The following is a 16,551-nucleotide window of genomic DNA, read 5'->3' as shown; positions in this document are numbered from 1 at the left end:
TGCTGTGGGCTATCCCCGCTGGTGCGTCGCTACACAACGGCTAGCGACTATGGGCCGACAGACTTATTCGTCGTCGCCCTCGGACTGGGTTTCAGTCTCGGCGTCGCCCTCGGCCGGGGCGTCGTTCTGGCCGAAGTACTCGGCGACATCGATGTCATTGCCCTCGGTGTCCTTAACCTCGGCTTCGAGGATGGACACAGCCAGGGCCTTGCCGCGGCGAACATCGGCGAAGAGGTTGCCGAGCTGGCCGGACTGCTGAATCTGCTGCACGAACTGGTTCGGGTCCATGCCGTAGGACTGCGCGGTGAACAGGATGTGGTCGGTCAGCTCCTGCTGCGAGACCTCAGGCTGTACCTTCTCGGCCAGCGCGTCGAGGAACAGCTGGGTGCGCACGGCCTCTTCGGCGGACTTGCGGGAGTCAGCGTCGAAGTCCTCGCGGGAGGTGCCCTGGGCCTCGAGCATCTGGTTAAGCACGCGCTCGTCGCCACCGAACTGGCTCAGCAGCTGCTGCAACTGGCCGTCGACCTGCTCCTTGACCACGGATTCGGGAAGCGGAACCTCGGTCTTGCCCATAGCGTCGGCAAGCACCTTGTCGCGAATCTGGGAGGCCTGCTCGCCCTTCTTGGTCTGCTCGACCTTCTTGACCAGGTCCTCGCGCAGCTCTTCGATGGTGTCGAACTCGGAAGCCATCTGAGCGAACTCGTCATCGGCCTCGGGCAGCTCGCGCACCTTCACGGAGCGCACAACCACGGTGACCTGGGCATCCTCGCCCTCGTGCTCGCCGGCGACGAGGGTGGTGGTGAACTCCTTGGACTCATCCACGGACAAGCCGATAATGGCGTCATCCAGGCCGTCGATGAGGTCACCGGAGCCAACCTCGTAGGACATGCCTTCAGTAGAGGCCTCCTCGATTTCCTCGCCGTCCTTGGTGGCGGAGAGATCGATGGAGACGAAGTCACCCTTCTCAACCGGGCGCTCAACGCCCGTCAGGGAGCCGAAGCGGGCCAGCAGGTTGTTCAGTTCGGCCTCGACTGCCTCATCATCGGCGACCAGCGGGTCAACCTCGACGGCGATATCGGAGAAGTCCGGCAGCTCAATCTCGGGGCGGACGTCAACGTCGGCAGTGAATTCGACGACCTCGCCGTCTTCAAGCTTGGTGATGTCCACCTCCGGCTGGCCGATCGGCTTGACGTCGTGCTCCTGCACAGCCTGCTCGTAACGAGAAGGGATCATCTCGTTGAGGACCTGCTCCAGAATCGGGCCGCGACCGATGCGCGCCTCGAGGAGCTTCGCCGGGGCCTTGCCCTTGCGGAATCCGGGGATGGTGACCTGCTGAGCGAGGGCCTTATAGGCCTGTTCGAACTCCGGCTTGAGCTCGTCGAAGGGAACCTCGACGGTCAACTGGACTCGGGTCTCGCTCTGCTTCTCGACGGAGCTCTTCACTGCCTTAACACTCCTGATTGTTGATGTGAAAGGTATTCGTTAGTCAGTTCACGGCGGTTTGCCGTGTTACTGGTCGGGGTAGCGGGATTTGAACCCACGGCCCCTCGCTCCCAAAGCGAGTGCGCTACCAAGCTGCGCCATACCCCGTTGCTTGGTGCAGTGTACGTGTACCTGTTTAGTGGTGTCCGCACGGCCCCATTAAAGAAACCCGCCAACCCCATACGCTGGGATAATAGCGTGCCGACGGTGACGCCAACACACATTATGCGCAAAACGGTTTTTCTCACCATGCACCCGTGCGCTAGACTCTGCTACGCACTGACGCTGATAATCAGCGCCGGTTGCGCCACTGGGGATGTCGTATAGTGGCTAATACCTCAGCCTTCCAAGCTGAAGACGCGGGTTCGATTCCCGTCATCCCCTCCACGTATAGACCGCATCTCGGCTCCGAGATGCGGTCTTCGCCGTGTGTTGCCTTTTGGGCACTTGACACCCCACTTTCAGCTGGTACGTTGTACTCTGGGTTACATCATGACCATTGATTATGTGCGCTGGATGGGTATTGCAGCATGGGCCTGCGGGCTTGCGATCCCACGGTGCTCGCGGGGCTTGTCACTAGCGCCAGGCGAATCTCCGCGCCACATTTGCATTGAAAGTGTCGGCGCGGCGAGGGATGCACTCGAGTTAATCGAGCGCGAATACACCGGTATTCAGTGGCTTCTTGGCGGATCACCTAGTGATGAAACGACGCTCGATTACGTCTACCACCAACAGCTGTGTGTGACCGCAAATGGCCTCGGTAACGACGCTTTCGCTGTGGTTGATTTCGACGCTTCTGCTGGCAACGACCGCGCTTATACCCCCGAGGCATCGCTTGCGGCAGCTCGACACGTTAGCTCGCAATTAGTGGGCCACATTCCATCGTGGCCCCTCGCCGAACCCCTAGGTCTGCTCGCCCTTGCTGTGCGTGAGTGCGTTACCGGTTCCGTCGTGCGGCGACTCACCAGCGAATACGTATCCCGATTTGATGCGGCGCCGCAGCCCGCTGATGGCGCTCTAGGCTACGGTCGGCTGGCGTATAGCGTGCTGCCGCATCATGAGTCAGCAACGAACTCCCCTGCCCTGACTCTGCATGTGCTTGCCGACGACCCGATTTTTACTGCTCCGGTTCTGCAGGACCTCATTGACCGGGCACAGGCCTTTGCCGACGTTTTCGGCAGCGTCGTTGATTGCCACGCAACCTTCGGCGACATCCGTACTCATTCTGTTTTCCCATCGACTATCCACGAACCGGACGCAGAAGATGTCCCCATCCTGCTGTACAAAATCCCATTGGCGGCGGATCTTCTCCCGGTTGCTTCCTGTGCTCCGGTTGTTGCTTCCGACGGCTCGATAGCCTCAGGCTCAACGTCGGTGGTTATCCACCGGGACGCTGACAGCGGCGCAATCGAGGTGCGCCGGTTTATTCCGGGGCAGACAATCATTGACCGCGCACTCCGTGAGGGTGGCTATCTGTCGCCGAAGAAGGTTATTGCCCAGCTGCAGCGCGAGTGCGCAGAAACTGATCCGGGGTGCCTCGCAGCGGCGGCTACTCCAGCGATGATGTCGGAATCGCTAGCTACCTGGGGGTTAGCGGTCGATGGGGACAACGCTATGCGCGCGGTGCGCCCGAATGTTGTGCAGCCAGCCGGCGATTCCATTTCTCAGCCGCTGCTGACGGTAGAGGTCTCCGCATCCGCACCGCCGGGCAGCGTCGTGCACGAGGTGTGCGATGTTCTTGACGCTCTCGGGGTGTACGAGGGGCTGGATTTCCCTGTTGAGGTGGTCGATGCCGGATCGCTTTCTGGCCCCACAGCATCCGCCGAACCCGAAGACGCAACCGCATTGCCATGCCTATGGCCCCGGGCTCTTGGCGCACGCGAAGCCGCCGCCTCTGGTCAAGCGCTTGCCCTCGCCGCGGTACGTCAGGCACTCCGTAAATATCGGCCAGACGGCGGCGTCTGGGTGGGTGTCACGTATTCCCGGCCATCGTCGAGCAACCAGCACCGCATTTCGGTGGCGACGGATACCGATCTGCCCCGCGAGTTCGTCCAGACGCTCAGCGACATCTGCACTGAGCATTTCCCTGACGCGCAGGTGGAGTGCGACATTGTCGCCGCCCCGCACGCCGACGATGCCCACAGCTGGGTCACAGCTGCCGGCTATCACCCTGTTTTCGGCCTTCTGCCAGCATATATCCAACTGGTTCGCCGCAGCGTGACCTAGTGCCCACGCTGCTGGCCTTCGTCGGCTATGGCCAGCGGATCATTCGAGCATTGCAATGGCAATGTGTGACATCTAGGCTTAGTTGCATAACACGCTACTATGCTTAACAAGGGTGTTGCGTTGGCAGAATCACAGTTACGCAAAGGGGCCATCGAACTCATCGTGTTCGGCCTCCTCGAAAGCAGGCCTTCCTACGGCGGTGAGCTTCTCGACCGCCTGCGCCAGGAGGCAGGCGTGGAAGTGTCTTCAGGCACCGTCTACCCACTACTGTCCCGCCTCCGCAAAGCCGGGTTGGTCACTACTTCCTGGGAAGAATCCCCAGCAGGTCCGCCGAGGAAGATCTACGAACTCACAACCTCAGGCAGACAGCGGCTCACCGAGTTAAACGATGAGTGGGACGTACTGACCTCGGCAGTGGCAAAAGTGACACACCGAAAGGAACAGCAGTAATGACATGGTTCGGCCACGACGCAGAAGGAAGCACCCGACTGTTCGGGATCCCTGTTTCACCACTGTGGAATGGAGAAACCGACGCGATTCTCGACGTATTTGAACCCGAGAACCCCAATCTTCTCGTTCCGCGCAAATATGGGCTGGGATGGGATATCAACGTGGCTGCAGTAGCAGTCAAGGCCGGTTGGATTCGCCCCGATGATTCGCTCCCCGATTTAGCGGACAACGTTGCCCCATTATTAAGCAAAATAATGCGGGTTGCACCTACCGTTGTCGGCCTGCTCACCGTAAGTGCAGCTGCACTGGTGGCCCCGCAGGATCGCGTTGCCACAAGTTGGAGTCTCACCGGGAAACCACGCAAATTCACTACCGGGAAAAAGGCAATACTGACTCCCCTGCTCATTTCCGCAGCAACAGCGACGTTGCCACGACTTGCGCAGCGAAGCACTCCCGAGTCACCAAAGGCGGTTGCTCTTGGCCGATATGCGGATCAGCTCGGCATCCACATGATGCTGTTGGCTGGTTTGGCGGCAACATACCGTAGCGCCAACCAGCCCACGAAACGACAACCGCTAGCCCTGATCGCGCCAGCATTATGGCCAATAACCTCTGGCGCCCTACAGATCGCCTACGTCAAAACAGCGCTGAGCAGAATCAATGCTCAACTACACCACCAGCAATCGGAAGGATGAAATTCCATGGTGGGCGTTAACACAACCATTCCAGAACTAGAGACCTTAACCACACCAGTATTAGTGGCAGTCGGACTTATTGCAGTGATTCAGGCAGCACTGATGATCTGGGCACTTGTGCGTTTATACAGAGATAAGCGCACCCGCATTTCCGATATTCCACGGACACTCTGGGTACCTATTATCCTCTGTGGCGGGATAATTGGCTCGGTCGTTTTTCTTGTACTACATAGCAAAGAACGACGTCAACGTGCCGTACAGCGCCATTATGAGCAGACCCATCACCCCAAAAGTGTTGCCGATAGCAAAGAAACATCAACTGTTATTGACAACCTGTACGGAAAATAGGCTCTCATGGATTGGGCAGTAACAACGACCAACTTATGTAAGTCATACGGGAGTCACGACGTCCTCACAAATGTGAATTTACAGGTTCCGGAGGGGGCGGTTTACGGATTCGTGGGAGCCAATGGAGCAGGTAAGACCACAGCTCTCCGCATCCTCTTAGGGTTAGCAACCGCCACCAGCGGCAGTGCCACAGTGCTCGGTGTACCCCGTGGCAGCCTGCCCCCGAAACCAGTTCCAGGTGTGTCGTACTTACCTGATGTTCCCCAGATCACTCCCTGGTTGGGAGCAAAAGATGCTCTGATCTCCTTAGCCCGTTTGGATGGCGTGGAGCCAGATATAGCCGCTAGCAGAGCAACAGACCTCCTCGATGTCGTGGGTTTAAAGCACCCACCGGGGACAGTCGGCGCGTTCTCAAGGGGGATGAAACAGCGTCTTGGAATAGCTGCTGCGCTCATCACAGCCCCACAGTTATTGGTTTTGGATGAGCCCACCAGCGCGATTGATCCCATCGGGCGTGCTGATGTCCTCGCCATCATTAAACACATCGCCGGCCAAGCAACAGTAATTTTTTCCACACACATTCTCGACGATGTGCAGAAGGTCTCAACCCATATCGGAGTCCTACACCGCGGCCACCTACTCGCCCAAGGGCCATTGGATGACGTGCTCGAAAGCACGCACCATGCCCGCGCATATTTCACTCTGAGCGCGCGTCACGAAGTAAGCGAGAAACTAGCCGACGCAGTCCACAGTGTTGATTCCGATGCTGTTCTGGAAAAACAATACCCGGGGATTCAACAGTGGTTCGAGAATCTCACCACACATGCGGATATGGACTCATGATGAACAGTAAAGCGATTCCCGTATGGGGCTACCACGCGAAAAGGCAGCTGCGTTCCACCGGAACCTGGCTAATGGCTTGTCTTGTTGCAGTACTAGCAGTAACGCAGGGCATTTTAACCGAACACATGCTTGCCATCATGGAAAAACTTGGTGGCGAAGAAATGGTCCAACTGATTTCCTCGACGCTGCCCGAGCCTTCGTGGCAGCAAAGCTACGCAGGGTGGGTAAAAAGTCTCTCCCAAGTCATTTCTATTGCCATCATTACGTTTAATGCACTGTCCTGCGCCTCGCTGACAAGTAACGGAGATATCCCCTTTATCCTCACCAGAAATGTCCGCCGTTCGCATTACTTTGTCACTTCGGTACTAACAACCTGGTTAACAGTCATCGCACTCGCCTTTGTTGGGGCGACACTGACCTGGGCGGGCACTGCCCCACTGTTCCCAGATGCTCCCTATTCGGCTGTCTTATCTGCAACTCTGGTGTGGGCACTCGAAATCATCATGATTCACGCAGCCCAGCTTCTGGCCGTGACCATAAAGAAGGGCATCGCTCCTCCACTGCTGACTGGCCTGGGCTTGTACTTGCTGGTCGCCATCGCGGGCGCCTGGGGAAAACTCAGTGCGCACACTCCCCTTGGGGTAGCCACGCTGAGTCATCAACTCTCTGGCCAGGTATCTAACAACATCGGATTATGGCCAGTTATTTCGAGCCTCATGCTCACCTCAGTACTCGTCGGCGGGGCTGTATACCGGTTCAATCGCATGGAGCTTGCCTAGCGGTGGGAGAACACTCAGGGTGGCTCTTTCACAGCTGGTGTTTCGATGACATCCCACGTGATGGCCCACGTGTGTATCTGAACAGGGATAACTTCCTTCCTGGGGAGGAATGTGGGGGTAGTGCAAACACTGTTCACGAAAGGTTTAGGCTTATCCCTATGGATCCCCGCATCATCGACCGTGACTCCGGCATCGAGCTGTGGACGGCGACTCAATGCGCAGAGTTTTCGAACACCGCTCGCGGTACCTTCACCAGCTACGCCGGACGCGGAAAAGCCCCCAAACCTGTCACTAAGCTGCACGGGCTGACCCTGTGGAACTCCACGGAGGTTCGTGAGTGGCAGGAAAATCGGCACGCCCGCAAGCGCGACTAGCCCCTTAGGTAACCGTACGAACCTGCCGGATAAGTACTGCACCAATCAGGGTCAGTCCGGCGGCGAATAGATAGAGCCCGGGATATCCCCCGAAACCCGTCAGCGCCGCTGCGGCAAGCACCGGCGCCAGCGTGTTCGGCCCCGCCACAGCCAGGTTCATGATTCCCATATCTCGTCCGCGGCGGTCGGCGCTTGGCAGTACCTCATTAATGAGAGCCTGGTCGACGGCCATGAATACTCCCCAGGCCAGGCCGAGGACCAACGCGCCCCCAATAACAATGGCAAAGCTGGTGGCCCACGCCATCAGCACGCACGCGGCAGCAACGCCTGCTGAGGACGCACCGACATAGATACGGCGTTTGCCTGATTTATCCGACATCGGTCCGGACACCATCGCCGTGACCACCACGCACACCGCGTAGATGCCGGTCAGCACCAGCACCCCGGAGTCCGGATCGGCCAGGCCAATTCGGTCGCGCAGGAAGTAAAAGAGGTAGAACAGCGCCACATAATTGCCGGCAGTAACCAGGAACCGGGTGATGAATACCCAGTTGAAATCTCGGTAGCTGCGTTCAGGCGGGCTCTTGGCGAGATCCGGAGTTTCTAGCTTGCCGACGCTGACGTCGGCACGAACCGTGTCGTCCCTGGCGGGATCCCGGAAGCCGATGAGGAACTGGATGATGGCGACCATCACGAGTACCGCAGTGACCGTGTAGGCCGCTTGAATATCCAGCAGTGTCGCCACCGCAGTACCGAGCACCAAACCCATTGTGTATGTCAGGCCCAGCACGCCGGAGACTGTGCCGTACTGGCGGGTGGGAACCACATCGGGTGCGACGGCTTGCGCGGCATTAATTGACGCGGCAATGAAGAGCTGGAAGACCGTCCAAGCAGCAACCAAGGTGGCAAAGCCCGGCGCGTGTGCCATCACTATCAGGCAGGCGCTGGCAACAAGACCGCCGCAAGCAATCCACGTTGACCGTCGCCCGAAGCGCACCGGAGTGACGTCGGAAAGCCACCCCGCCAGGGGGTGTCCAATAAGACTTGCCACACCGCCAATAGCCATGAGTAACGCGAGTTTCTGCTCCTTCTCCCCCGGGTACCAGACCAGAATCTGTTGGGCGAGCAATAGTTGCGCAGGCGCCGCCCAGGAAGTGTTCTGCCCCAGGTAGAGCAGCCCATAGCGGGTGATCCAGCCGCGGGACACAGCCGGCCGGTGGTCGGCGGGCTGGTCGACCAGGTCCGTGGGGTGGGTATCGCCAGAACTCATGCCGGCGCCTGCGGGTAGGAAATACCGGCAATGTAGCGGGCATAAAGATCCCGGGTGATGGTGCCGGTGCGACTGAGCTCGCCGAGCAATTCGGCCGAGGGTTTTGGGCTGCGCTGCTGGGTGTCGTAGTCAAGGTGGACAAGACCGAAGCGGGGCTTTTCACCAAGGTTCCACTCCCAATTGTCCACGAAACACCAGTGGTAGTAGCGCGGGATATCAAGCCCCGAGTTCGCGATTGCGGTGAGGTGGTCCACGATGAAACGACTGCGGAACCGCTCAAGCTGCCCGGTGGTGGGATTGCCGTTATCGCAGGTGCCATTTTCGGTAATCCACACCGGGGCGTCATAGCGTTCGATGAGGTCACGGGCGCAGTCGACTAGGCCCTGCGGGTAGATCTCCCAACCGAGGTCGTTGACCGCAACGCCGGGGAAGGTGCCGTCGTCAAGCTTGTCGATGGCGGTGCGTGAGTAGTAGTTCAGGCCCAGGTAGTCGTAGTAGCGGCCCTGTCGCACTCCACTGCGCCAGTTGCCGCCGATTGCTGGGTGGAAGGTGCCTGTAAGCATGGCTTCGGCAATGATGTCTTGAAAAAGCTTGCGGGCAATGGCGCTGGTTGCGCGATGAAACCGGTTATTGCGGTTGCGGGGCGCGAAGGCGCGGGCATGATGGGCGAAGCCGACGTTGGCACGCTCCCCTTGGAGCTCGTGGATGAGGTCATAAGCGCCGATATGGGAGATGGCTGTGTGCCGCAGCACCCGCATCGTGTCCCGCCAGGAGCGGTTCGCCGGCGGGCCTTCGCCGAATAAGTGTGCCTGGGTGGCGTACACATTGGGCTCGTTAATGGTGACCCAATCGGTGACCAGGTCACCAAGAGCATCGACGACGGTGCGGACGTAGCGCAGAAAAGCCCCACGGGATTCAGAGTTGGTGAAGCCGCCGCGTGTGGCGAACCAGACGGGATTAACGAAGTGGTGCAGGGTCACCAGCGGCGCGATATTGCGGTCGACAAGGTCGCCAATTTCTTCGCGGTAATGGTCGATCGCGGCGTGGTCGAAGACCCCGGGGCTGGGTTCAATCCGGGCCCATTCCACACCAAGGCGTGCTGCACGCAACCCCATTGCTTGCATGAGCTGGTTGTCTTCGCGCCAGCGATTCCAGTGGTCGGTGGCGCGCACTGGCGAGGAGCCGTCGGCAATATTGCCGGGAGTGCGCGACCATTCCTCCCAGTCGTTATTGCGGTCACCTCCTTCAATCTGAAGGGCCGCAGAGGCTGTTCCCAGCACGATGCCGCGGAGGTCAATCTCTTCTGCCAGCGTGTTGGGCGCGGTGATGGGTACGGCATTGGGCGGGTGCTGTGGATGGTCGCCGCGTTGTGTCGAAGCTGCGCCCGATGAATGCTTCCAGCCATGAAACTTCATGTGGCAAATAATAAATACTGCGAACCCTTTTGGGTGCAATATTTACCTATCTGTGGAGCCGCCACATAACGCAGCGCCCCGCCCGGAGCTACGTCCGAGCGGGGCGCTAGGTGAGTAAAAGGGTCGCTGCTGCGCGTGTTATTCCGGCAGCGCGGGAGCGATACCGGTCTTTTCGTAATCAGCGAGGATATCGATGCGGCGCTGGTGGCGCTCCTCATTGCTCCACTCCTGAGAGACGAAGGCATCCACAATGGCCAACGCTTCATCCTCGCTGTGCATACGGCCACCTAGGCCGATGAGCTGGGCATTATTGTGCTCGCGGGCGAGCTTGGCGGTCTCTACGGACCAGGCCAGGGCACAGCGCGCGCCCTTGACCTTATTGGCGGCAATCTGCTCGCCATTGCCTGAGCCACCCAGCACGATGCCCAGCGAACCTGGGTCGTTCACGGTGCGGGAGGCGGCCTCAATGCAGTAGGCCGGGTAATCGTCGGCGGCGTCGTACTCGAGGGCACCGCAGTCGACGACCTCGTGGCCTACCTCTTCGAGGTGGGCCTTAATGATGTTCTTCATCTCAAAACCGGCATGGTCTGCACCCAGGTAAATACGCATGCTTCGAACTTTAGTCACAGTTGTGTTCGACCTCAGTACATCCACGCGGTAATCAATGTCCGAGCCGTCTCTAGACTGAGTGATATCAGTTCGACACCACTAGCGATGGAGGCCCCCTTTGGCACCGGTTGTTGATATCACCGGCCGCGGCAAGACGTTTACTGAGCCTGTCGTGGGGCTTAAGTCCAATAACCGGGCGCTGCATCGCCTCTTCACAACCGGCGAGGAAGATAGGTACCGCGCCAGGATAGCCCCGGTTTCGCTTGTGCCAGAGCCGGATAATCCGATGGACCGGCGCGGACATGCGATTTCTGTGCGGTGGGAGGGCACTCATATCGGCTACCTGGAATCAGCGCGTGCCGACGAGTACTGGCCCGAGATCGCCCGGGTGGCTGCCTCCGGAGTCTCGGCGATGGCGTGGATTCAGCTATTTAAGGACGATCTCGGTGATGAGACACGCTTCTACGCCAAGTTGAAGATTCGTGAGCCTGGCCAGTGTGTTCCCCTCAACGATCCGCCAGCCGAGCCTTTTACGTTGCTTCCCGACGGCCGCGTGATCCAGGTGACGAAAGAAGCTGAGCATTTCGACGTGTTGGCGGACTATGTGCCGCCGGGCGGGACTGGCCAATTGCTGGTCAGCCTGCACAGTATTCAGACTGGTATTCGCACGACGAAAACTGTCGTCGAGGTGCGCTTGGACGAGCAGCGTATTGGTGAGTTGTCGAAGGGCACGAGCGACAAACTCCTTGCCGCGGTGCAGCATTTCGAGCAGATGGACTTGGTGCCGGTGAGCAGGGCTGTTATTCAGGGCTCAGCGCTGGCTGCAGAAGTGACATTGCAGTGCGCCCGCTCCGAAGAGCTCACCGATGATGATTTAGAACCAGAGATATCGCCAGCGCCGACGCTGGTGGCTTTTGAGGATGATCCGGCTAATTATGACGTGCCGGATGCCTGGGGCAGCGGCAGTAAACCAGTGCTGACGAGCCTTGGGGCGAAGCTGCAGCACGCAGCTAAGCAGGCAGCGGAGAAAAACGCTGAACGCAAGCAACAGGCCGGGGCTGCGCAGGCAGATGCTTACCGCAGCTACCAGCCCGAACCGCCGGCAGCGCCAATGCCGCCGACAGCCCCACCGAAACCACGCACAGACACGGTGGACCCGTTTGCGCCGCCGGTACACGCTCCCACCCCGGCGGTAATGCCGGATAGGGACATAAGCGCGCCAACGGGGCCGCAGGATACGACGCCCCTTATCCGGCCACGCCATAATCCCAGGTTGCGTCGATTTTTGGCCTATTTCTCCATCTTCCTCGGTGTCGTCATGCTGTTAACCGGCATCTTGGACAACGGAGGAGACCCGAACGTAATTATTGGTTCTATCGGGCTTTCCGGATTGTTCCTTATTCCTCCTGGTGCTTGGTTCTACTACGAGCGCAAAGACGCCAAGGCGTGGGAGGAAGCCCGTGACCAGGCAGAGGCGCAGAAGTACCTCACCGAGACTGACCGTGAATTCTTAGGCCTGGATTTTCCAGTAGAGCCAGAGCGCGTGCGTCGGCGTTGGGGTGTGGTGTGGCTCGTGGCACTCACAATCGGGATTGCAGGCAGTGCCGTCCTGCCCGAGGAGCCGGGCAATGAGCCGCCGGGGCCTGAGACGGGCATCGACTCGCCGACTGATCCTGAATAGGGCCGAAACCCCTGCCGGCCTGCGCCAACGTCGGCAAGCGGGCCAGCTGTAGGCGGCCAGGCAAAACGAACGGTTTGGTAACGTTATTCACCTAAGCCCGTTTGAGTGGGGTTAATATTGTTTTCCTTTGGTAGCGTTCCCACGAACACCAATAAAAATATTTAGTTCTGCAAGTTCGGAAGACACTTGGGACTGAAGCCCACCCGCTGCTTTACCTAGTGAAGCCGAGCGTGGGTTGTCGAAAGGACACCACATGACTCATCCGAATTCTCACGAGCAGAACAACCCCACCGGTTCCGAGCGCATCGTCGATACCGAAAAGCAGCCCTGGTACAAAAAAGCCGGCTGCCTCATTCCGCTCCTAGCCGCCCTACTGATTGCTCTGGCAATCCTGATCTTCTTCGCCGCCTGTGGTGACGAGGTGGAAAACGAAGTAGACGAAGCCAGCAACGAAATCTCTAACGAGGTTGACGAAGCTACCGACGAGGTCAGCGACGAATACACCGAAGCGTCCCGAGAAGCCACCGACCCCAAAGCCGTCGTCTACATGATTGATGGCGACGCCCAGTCGGCCATGGTCAAGTACGTCGTAGCCGAAGGCCAGACCGAAACCGAAGAAGGCCTCGCCGCTGGCTGGTCCAAGGAAATCCCCGTTGAGGATTTCTTCGCCGCCTCCCTCACCGCCACCAATGGTGATGACGATAACGGCGAACTCACCTGCATGATTCAGGTTGATGGCGAGACCCTGGCCGAGGACACCGTCTCCGGTGCCGGCGAGTCCGTCTCTTGTGCCGTCGCTGCTGAAGAGCTCGAAGACAACGAGTAATTCATAAGCCACAGCGGCGCCACCGAGGTTAATCCCGGTGGCGCCGCTTTGTGCGATCCCTACCCCACGTAGGAAGCGCGACTACCCAAACTCAGGAGCTTCAGTGCGAGAGCGCTTGAGCTCGAAGAAATGCGGATTAGCTGCTAGTGCCACAGCACCGTCGAAGATCGTGGCCGCGTCTTCACCACGCGGGATGCGGGTGAGCACCGGGCCAAAGAAGGCGGTATCCCCGAACTTCACCACCGGGGTTCCGACCTCGTCACCAACAGCGTCCATGGCGCCCTGGTGGAATTGCCGCATCGTGGCGTCGTACTTATCGGTATGGGCGGCTTCGATGCGCTCGGCGGGCAGGCCGCAGGACTTCAGGGCGTCGCCGATCATCTCGTCGATAAGCTTCTTGGCGCCCTCAATATCCAGTTCAGCAGCTTTTTTCAGGCCACCATCATCATGGAAGTTGGTTCCCAGCTGGCGGTACAGGCTGTCCATGTGCTCCAGGCCGTCGTGGGTGGCAACGGCGGTGCACACCCGCATCGGTGCCCACGCGGCCGCCATCTTCATTTTGTAATCCTCGGGCAGGTCGCGGCCCTCGTTGAGCACTGCCAGGCTCATCGGGATGAACTGGACCTCAATATCGCGGACCTGCTCAACCTCTTTCATCCAGCGGGAGGTAATCCACGCAAACGGGCAGAACGCATCGAACCAGAAAGTGACCTTCTGAGACATCAGGGGCTCCATTTCATGAGGGTGGAGAACAGTCGTTGGCATCGTATGCGCCCCACAGTAGTGGTCGGCGGTGTTGCTGTGGGGTCTGCGTCGACCGTCGCGCTGCACATGCCTACTCTGTAAGGCACACCTATTCGTTCGACTCGTTTCGCTATAAGGAGACCACCAGGTGACCTCTATTAATCTCACTCGCGACGAAGCACGCGCCCGCACCGAAAAGGTTCGCGTGCAGCACTACGACGTCGCCCTCGATGTCACCGCCGACGCCCCGACCTTCGGTTCGGTCACCACCGTTGAGTTCGAGGCGCTTGCCGACGGCGAGACCTTCATCGACCTACGCGATGCCGATATCAACGCCGTCCACCTCGACGGCACGGATATCACCGACACCGCCTGCCGGGGCGATAAGGCCAACTACAACAGCGACGAGGGCCTTACTGTGCCCCTGTCGAAGGGCACCCACACCCTGGTGGTCGACGCGCAGTGCCGCTACACCACCTCTGGCCAGGGCCTGCACCGCTTCGTCGACCCCGCCGACGACCAGACCTACATGTACACCCAGTTCGAAACCGCTGATGCCAAGCGCGTCTTCGCCTGTTTCGACCAGCCCGATCTGAAGGCGACCTGGTCGCTGCGTGTTACCTCCCCGGCCGAGTGGACCGTGGTCAGCAACTCCGCCCCCACCATCACCGATGCCGACGGCGGCGCGAAGCTGTACTCCTTTGAGGTCCCGGTTCCGCTGTCGACGTATCTCATCGCTTTCTGCATCGGCCCCTGGCATGAGGTGCACGACCAGTGGCGTGGTGAAGTCACTGCGCACCCGGAGACCCCGGCCGATCATCTGCCCGATGGTGAACTCACCATTGACCTGGGCCTGTTCTGCCGCCAGTCCATCGCCGAGCATCTCGACGCGGACACCCTGTTCCGGGAGACTAAGCAGGGCTTCGATTTCTACGCGAAGAATTTCGGCGAGCCCTACCCCTTCGGTAAGTACGACCAGATTTTCTGCCCCGAGTTCAATATGGGCGCGATGGAAAACGCTGGCTGCGTCACCATCCGCGATGAGTACGTATTCCGCTCCCGCGCCACCGGCTACCGCTACGAGCGCCGCAATGACACCGTGCTGCACGAGATGGCGCATATGTGGTTCGGCGACTTGGTGACCATGCAGTGGTGGGATGACCTATGGCTTAATGAGTCCTTCGCCACCTGGTCCGCTGCCGCCGCCCAGGTTGCGGTGTCTGATTACAGCCAGGCCTGGACCACTTTCGCCAATGTGGAGAAGTCCTGGGCCTACCAGCAGGATGAGCTGCCCTCGACGCACCCGATTGCCGCCGACGCCGGCGATATCGACACTGTGGAGCAGAACTTCGACGGCATCACCTACGCCAAGGGCGCCTCGGTTCTCAAGCAGCTGGTCGCCTACGTCGGTGAGGACGCTTTCCTCGCCGGCGCCCGCTTGCACTTCGCCCGGCACCGTTTCGGCAACGCCACCTTCGATGACCTGCTGGAGGCCATGAGTGAAACCTCCGGCCGCGACCTGTCGAACTGGGCTGAACAGTGGCTCAACACCACTGGCTTGCCGACGCTGGCGGCTGACTTCGACGTTAAGGACGGTGTGTACACCTCCTTTGCGGTCACCCAGTCCGGCGCTCAGCCCGGCAAGGGCGAGATTCGTGACCACCGCATCGCCGTCGGCATCTACCGCCTGGACAGCGAGAATGGCGAGCAGTCCTTGCAGCGGGTGCGCCGGGAGGAAATCGATGTCACTTCTGAGCGCACTGAGGTGCCCGAGCTGGTTGGCTGCCCCGCCGGCGACCTGGTCCTGGTCAATGATGATGATCTGACCTACGCCCGGTTGAACCTTGACCAGCGCTCGCTGGAAACGGTCATCAAGCACATCGGCGATATCACTGATCCGATGCCGCGCACGTTGTGCTGGTCGGCGACCTGGCAGATGGTGCGCCGGGGCGATATGCGCGCCCGCAACTTCATCGACCTGGTGCTGGGTGGTTCCGGCGATGAGGACCAGATTGCCGTTTTGGAGCGCGTGCTCTCCCAGGCTGTGACCGCAGCCACCCGCTACGCCGAGCCGGTCTGGGCCAAGCAGACCGGCATTCCGGCGCTGGCCCACGGCCTGTTGGCCAGCGCCCGCGCCGCCGAGCCTGGTTCGGATGCGCAGCTGGCGCATGTCAATGCGTTGGCTCAGGTGCCGCTGGCCGGTCTGGGCGCTCCGGTTGTCGACGTTTTCCGCGCGATTGTGCAAGGCCAGCCGGAAACCGTCGGACTGTCCGGCCTCAGCGCTGATTTCGATATGCGCTGGACTGCCCTGACTGCACTGATTGCCGCCGGTGCGGTGACGGACCCGGCCACCGAGATCGACGAGTTGGCTGCCGAGGACAAGTCCGCCCAGGGTGTGCAGTCAGCCACCCAGGCGCGGGCTTCGCAGCCCACCTCGGACGCTAAGGCCACCACCTGGTCGGCAATGACCGCCCAGGGTGAGGACGCTCCGTCGAACCTGGCGCTACGTCACCTCATCGCGGGCTTTACCGCCCCCGGCTCCGGCGAGCAGTTGGTCGAGGAAGGCTACACCGACCGGTACTTTGAAAGCGCCCTTAAGTGGTGGGAGGACTACTCCTCGGATACCGCGCTGCGGATGCTCGAGGGCCTCTACCCCATCTGGGATATCACCGACGAGGCCATCGCACAGGCCACCGGGGTCATCGACGACCCGGCCACGCCCGCACCGGTGCAGCGGGTGCTTTCTGAGGGCCGCGACCACGTGCGCCGCGCACTGCACGCCCGCGCGATCGACCGCAATTAATTGATA

Annotated in this window: 15 protein-coding genes and 2 tRNA genes; 11 read left to right on the top strand and 6 right to left on the bottom strand. The window is 60.0% G+C overall.

Going from position 1 to position 16,551, the window contains the following annotated elements; all coding sequences use genetic code 11:
- Positions 1 to 63 precede the first annotated feature (63 nt).
- Complete coding sequence (gene tig, locus KRX51_RS03405) at positions 64 to 1,443, bottom strand: trigger factor (RefSeq protein WP_218361525.1); 1,380 nt, start codon at positions 1,441 to 1,443, stop codon at positions 64 to 66.
- Positions 1,444 to 1,513: 70 nt separating this feature from the next.
- Positions 1,514 to 1,590, bottom strand: a tRNA-Pro gene (locus tag KRX51_RS03400).
- Positions 1,591 to 1,794: 204 nt separating this feature from the next.
- Between KRX51_RS03400 and KRX51_RS03395 the strand changes: the two genes are divergently transcribed.
- The 8 genes from KRX51_RS03395 to KRX51_RS03360 all read left to right on the top strand — a co-directional run bounded on the left by KRX51_RS03395 (position 1,795) and on the right by KRX51_RS03360 (position 7,197).
- Positions 1,795 to 1,869, top strand: a tRNA-Gly gene (locus KRX51_RS03395).
- A 354-nt stretch (positions 1,870 to 2,223) separates the two neighbouring features.
- Positions 2,224 to 3,708, top strand: a complete 1,485-nt coding sequence (locus KRX51_RS03390; protein ID WP_370625005.1) for a hypothetical protein — start codon at positions 2,224 to 2,226, stop codon at positions 3,706 to 3,708.
- Between the two features lie 120 nt (positions 3,709 to 3,828).
- The gene (locus KRX51_RS03385; protein WP_218362254.1) at positions 3,829 to 4,158 is read left to right on the top strand and encodes a PadR family transcriptional regulator; all 330 of its coding nucleotides are present in this window, start codon (positions 3,829 to 3,831) and stop codon (positions 4,156 to 4,158) included.
- Positions 4,158 to 4,853, top strand: coding sequence for a DUF5808 domain-containing protein (locus KRX51_RS03380; protein ID WP_218361523.1), 696 nt, complete (start codon positions 4,158 to 4,160; stop codon positions 4,851 to 4,853). The genes KRX51_RS03385 and KRX51_RS03380 overlap by 1 nt, the downstream gene beginning before the upstream one ends.
- Positions 4,854 to 4,859: 6 nt before the next feature.
- Positions 4,860 to 5,201, top strand: coding sequence for a PLDc N-terminal domain-containing protein (locus KRX51_RS03375; RefSeq protein WP_218361522.1), 342 nt, complete (start codon positions 4,860 to 4,862; stop codon positions 5,199 to 5,201).
- Positions 5,202 to 5,207: 6 nt separating this feature from the next.
- Positions 5,208 to 6,044, top strand: coding sequence for an ABC transporter ATP-binding protein (locus KRX51_RS03370; RefSeq protein ID WP_218361521.1), 837 nt, complete (start codon positions 5,208 to 5,210; stop codon positions 6,042 to 6,044).
- Positions 6,041 to 6,823, top strand: coding sequence for an ABC transporter permease (locus KRX51_RS03365; RefSeq protein ID WP_218361520.1), 783 nt, complete (start codon positions 6,041 to 6,043; stop codon positions 6,821 to 6,823). The genes KRX51_RS03370 and KRX51_RS03365 overlap by 4 nt, the downstream gene beginning before the upstream one ends.
- Positions 6,824 to 6,981: 158 nt before the next feature.
- Positions 6,982 to 7,197 (top strand): hypothetical protein, encoded by a 216-nt coding sequence (locus KRX51_RS03360; protein WP_218361519.1) that lies wholly within the window; start codon positions 6,982 to 6,984, stop codon positions 7,195 to 7,197.
- A 4-nt stretch (positions 7,198 to 7,201) separates the two neighbouring features.
- On the opposite strand, the gene KRX51_RS03355 is transcribed toward KRX51_RS03360, so the two are convergent.
- The 3 genes from KRX51_RS03355 to KRX51_RS03345 form a co-directional block, all read right to left on the bottom strand.
- Positions 7,202 to 8,467: an MFS transporter gene (locus KRX51_RS03355; protein ID WP_218361518.1), complete on the bottom strand. Its 1,266-nt coding sequence runs from the start codon at positions 8,465 to 8,467 to the stop codon at positions 7,202 to 7,204.
- Positions 8,464 to 9,882, bottom strand: a complete 1,419-nt coding sequence (locus KRX51_RS03350) for a glycoside hydrolase family 1 protein (protein ID WP_218361517.1) — start codon at positions 9,880 to 9,882, stop codon at positions 8,464 to 8,466. The genes KRX51_RS03355 and KRX51_RS03350 overlap by 4 nt, the downstream gene beginning before the upstream one ends.
- 138 nt (positions 9,883 to 10,020) lie before the next feature.
- Entirely contained in the window at positions 10,021 to 10,491 is a 471-nt protein-coding gene (locus KRX51_RS03345; protein ID WP_218361516.1) for a ribose-5-phosphate isomerase, read from the bottom strand.
- Positions 10,492 to 10,609: 118 nt separating this feature from the next.
- Between KRX51_RS03345 and KRX51_RS03340 the strand changes: the two genes are divergently transcribed.
- Both KRX51_RS03340 and KRX51_RS03335 read left to right on the top strand, forming a co-directional pair.
- Entirely contained in the window at positions 10,610 to 12,172 is a 1,563-nt protein-coding gene (locus KRX51_RS03340; RefSeq protein ID WP_218361515.1) for a hypothetical protein, read from the top strand.
- Positions 12,173 to 12,425: 253 nt separating this feature from the next.
- A complete protein-coding gene (locus tag KRX51_RS03335) occupies positions 12,426 to 12,998 on the top strand; it encodes an MmpS family transport accessory protein (RefSeq protein ID WP_218361514.1) in 573 nt (190 codons plus the stop codon).
- Between the two features lie 81 nt (positions 12,999 to 13,079).
- Here the strand turns inward: KRX51_RS03335 and KRX51_RS03330 are convergent, their stop codons facing one another.
- Positions 13,080 to 13,721 (bottom strand): DsbA family protein, encoded by a 642-nt coding sequence (locus tag KRX51_RS03330; RefSeq protein WP_218361513.1) that lies wholly within the window; start codon positions 13,719 to 13,721, stop codon positions 13,080 to 13,082.
- A gap of 169 nt (positions 13,722 to 13,890) precedes the next feature.
- Here KRX51_RS03330 and pepN point away from each other — a divergent pair, with 169 nt between their 5' ends.
- Complete coding sequence (gene pepN, locus KRX51_RS03325; RefSeq protein WP_218361512.1) at positions 13,891 to 16,545, top strand: aminopeptidase N; 2,655 nt, start codon at positions 13,891 to 13,893, stop codon at positions 16,543 to 16,545.
- Positions 16,546 to 16,551 lie beyond the last annotated feature (6 nt).

This window comes from Corynebacterium sp. TAE3-ERU12, assembly GCF_019209905.1.
GTDB lineage: Bacteria > Actinomycetota > Actinomycetes > Mycobacteriales > Mycobacteriaceae > Corynebacterium.
This window is presented reverse-complemented; position numbering and strand designations above follow the sequence as displayed.

Coding starts and splice junctions, on each gene's coding strand:
- KRX51_RS03380 (WP_218361523.1), top strand. CDS start 4,158: ATGACATGGTTCGGCCACGACGCAGAAGGAAGCACCCGACTGTTCGGG.
- KRX51_RS03375 (WP_218361522.1), top strand. CDS start 4,860: ATGGTGGGCGTTAACACAACCATTCCAGAACTAGAGACCTTAACCACA.
- KRX51_RS03370 (WP_218361521.1), top strand. CDS start 5,208: ATGGATTGGGCAGTAACAACGACCAACTTATGTAAGTCATACGGGAGT.
- KRX51_RS03365 (WP_218361520.1), top strand. CDS start 6,041: ATGATGAACAGTAAAGCGATTCCCGTATGGGGCTACCACGCGAAAAGG.
- KRX51_RS03360 (WP_218361519.1), top strand. CDS start 6,982: ATGGATCCCCGCATCATCGACCGTGACTCCGGCATCGAGCTGTGGACG.
- KRX51_RS03355 (WP_218361518.1), bottom strand. CDS start 8,467: ATGAGTTCTGGCGATACCCACCCCACGGACCTGGTCGACCAGCCCGCC.
- KRX51_RS03350 (WP_218361517.1), bottom strand. CDS start 9,882: ATGAAGTTTCATGGCTGGAAGCATTCATCGGGCGCAGCTTCGACACAA.
- KRX51_RS03345 (WP_218361516.1), bottom strand. CDS start 10,491: ATGCGTATTTACCTGGGTGCAGACCATGCCGGTTTTGAGATGAAGAAC.
- KRX51_RS03335 (WP_218361514.1), top strand. CDS start 12,426: ATGACTCATCCGAATTCTCACGAGCAGAACAACCCCACCGGTTCCGAG.
- KRX51_RS03330 (WP_218361513.1), bottom strand. CDS start 13,721: ATGTCTCAGAAGGTCACTTTCTGGTTCGATGCGTTCTGCCCGTTTGCG.